The sequence below is a fragment of the Blastomonas sp. UPD001 genome, assembly GCF_003426715.1.
GTDB lineage: Bacteria > Pseudomonadota > Alphaproteobacteria > Sphingomonadales > Sphingomonadaceae > Blastomonas.
This window is the reverse complement of record NZ_QKVT01000150.1, coordinates 1-609: the sequence shown is the minus strand read 5'-3', so window position 1 is coordinate 609 and position 609 is coordinate 1. Positions and strand designations below refer to the sequence as shown.

Annotated in this window: 2 protein-coding genes; both read left to right on the top strand. The window is 60.6% G+C overall.

All coding sequences use genetic code 11. The features are described from left to right. Window positions 1–269 (top strand): transposase (locus DM995_RS21495; protein ID WP_157973405.1); only part of this gene is annotated, 269 nt, incomplete at its 5' end. An 11-nt stretch (window positions 270–280) separates the two neighbouring features. Continuing rightward, the coding region (gene tnpB, locus DM995_RS19970; RefSeq protein ID WP_198669528.1) for an IS66 family insertion sequence element accessory protein TnpB at window positions 281–609 on the top strand (329 nt) is incomplete at its 3' end.

The following is a 609-nucleotide window of genomic DNA, read 5'->3' as shown; positions in this document are numbered from 1 at the left end:
CCGTTGAGGAGGCTTGCCGGCCTGGAGTGAATATCTCGGCGATCGCACGACGGATCGGCATTACGCCCTCTCAACTCTACCGGTGGCGGCGAGACCTTCTGAACGAGAGCGAGCCGGACCATGTGGCGTCGGCTGAAAGTGGACAGAGATCGATGATCGGGGTCAGCTCTGTCGTCGAGGTGGTCATCGGCGACGTTGTAATCCGGGCCGGTGCTGAGATCGACGAAGCGCATTTGCAGCGCGTTATCCGAGCGGTACGCTCGGCATGATCCCGTCAGGCGTGAAGGTCTTCCTTGCCAGCCATCCGATCGACTTCCGCAAGGGGCCGGACAGCCTGCTTTCGCTGGTGCGGGATGCTGGCAGTGATCCGTTCAACGGAGCGCTCTATGTCTTTCGGGCGAAACGAGCGGACCGGATCAAGATCGTATGGTGGGATGGCTCGGGCGTCTGCCTTTATGCCAAACGGCTAGAGAAAGCTCAGTTCTGCTGGCCACGTATCGGCCACAGCCGCGTCCAGCTGAATCATGCCCAGCTTCTGGCTTTGGTGGATGGTATGGACTGGAAGCGGGTGCGGTCGACGCCAGTCAAGCCTCCCGAGATTGTTGGGTA